Annotated in this window: 2 protein-coding genes; one reads left to right on the forward strand and one right to left on the reverse strand. The window is 68.3% G+C overall.

Annotated elements, in window-relative coordinates:
* Positions 1-59 precede the first annotated feature (59 nt).
* The gene (locus ACZ5TL_RS39455; RefSeq protein ID WP_468595594.1) at positions 60-1,094 is read left to right on the forward strand and encodes an IS5 family transposase; all 1,035 of its coding nucleotides are present in this window, start codon (positions 60-62) and stop codon (positions 1,092-1,094) included.
* Here the strand turns inward: ACZ5TL_RS39455 and ACZ5TL_RS39460 are convergent.
* Positions 1,021-1,578, reverse strand: coding sequence for a hypothetical protein (locus ACZ5TL_RS39460; protein WP_468595595.1), 558 nt, complete (start codon positions 1,576-1,578; stop codon positions 1,021-1,023). The genes ACZ5TL_RS39455 and ACZ5TL_RS39460 overlap by 74 nt on opposite strands.
* Between the last annotated feature and the right edge of the window lie 117 nt (positions 1,579-1,695).

Consider the following 1,695-nt stretch of genomic DNA (forward strand, 5'->3'; position numbering starts at 1 on the left):
AGAAGCCGTATGCCTATCGATCATGAGGACGGTTCTGATCGAACGGGGTCCCTGGTCGGGTGATCTTGGCCGGGTGGGCGCATGAAGGCAGGACCTCCGGTGCAGCACGAGGGTTGCGAAGCCGGCTCGACTGCAAGGAGGCCCTGTTGTCCCAGTCTTGCGTGACGATGCTGTTCCCGTCCAACTCCCGCGTGTCGGCGTGCGATTGCCTCGCGCATCGGTTCGGGAACGCGGCCGACCGCCCGAACAGGGCGCGGACATATCCGTCGGACATGACGGATGAGGAGTGGGCGGTGGTGCGCGACGCAATGCCGGTCCCGGCCTGGCTGGAGGGCCGGGGCGGGCAGCCGGAGGGCTACTGCCACCGTCAGATGCTGGACGCGATCTTCTATGTCACCGACAACGGGATCAAGTGGCGTTCTCTGCCCGTCGATTACCCGGCATGGGACCGCGTGTATGCCTACTTTCGCAGGTGGCGGAAGGCGGGCCTGGTCAAGGAGTTCCACGACCGGCTGCGCGGACGGGTCCGTGAGGCCGGGGGCCGTCAGGCGGAGCCGACGGCGGCGATCATCGACTCGCAGTCGGTCAAGGGGGCGGCGTCGGTGCCCGCCGCCTCACGCGGTTACGACGGCGGGAAGAAGATCAACGGCAGGCGCCGCCATGTCATCACGGACAGCATCGGCCTCATCTTGATGGTGCTGGTGACAGCCGGACACGTGACCGACCGCCAGGCCGCCCGTGTCATGCTGCCCCGCCTGCGGGCACGCTTCCGGAAGATCACGCTGGTGTGGGCTGACGGCGGCTATACCGGCCGGCTCGTCACGTGGGCGAAGGAGAAACTCCAGTTCACGCTGGAGATCGTGAAACGCAGTGACGACATGAGCGGGTTCGTGGTGCTGCCGAGAAGGTGGGTGATCGAGCGCACCCTGGGATGGCTGATGCGCTCGCGTCGCCTGGTGCGCGACTTCGAGACACTGCCCGCCTCCAGCGAAGCGTTCATCTACTTCTCGCAGGCCATGCTCATGAGTCGCCGCCTTGCCCGGACAGCTTCCCGGGCCCGGCAGGAGCGGCCTGGGTGGACTGCCGCGGCGTGAACCGTCCGGACGGCGACACCGCCAGCCAGCCACGCTCGGCCAGGCGCCTCGCCTTGGACCGCACCCCCTCGATCTTCGCCGGCACCAACTCCAGGCCCAGCCCAACCGCGATCTCCTTCGCCGACACCCCCTCACCGGCTTCCGGAGAGGACTCCACCAGCTCCACGATCCGCCGGTAATCCGGCGCGAGCGCCTCCACCGTCATCCCCTCCCCGAAGTGCGGCACGATCGACCCCGCGACCGGGACCTTCACCGCCCTGGCCTCCGCCACCAGATCCGGCGCCTCCTGCACGGCCGCATCCGCCGCTTCACCGGGGGCGGCCAGGGCCTCAGCCAGCTCCGCCCGAGCAATCGCCCGGCGCTCCAACACCGCCTCGGCCGCAGCGAGTTTGGCCAGGATCCGGTCCGCCTCCCCCTGAAGCTCCTCCACCCGCACTCGGGCAACGGCTTCCCGCTCCTCCAGCAACCCCATCACCGACGCCACCGGCCACCTCCCCATCGTCGAGGACGAACTGATCGCCCGAACGCTCCCACGACGACGCCGGAACCATGCCTGAACAGCGGAAACTCAGTGATCACATCCGGTAAGACAACGGCTTCT

This window comes from Streptomyces sp. NPDC033136 (genome assembly GCF_055578235.1).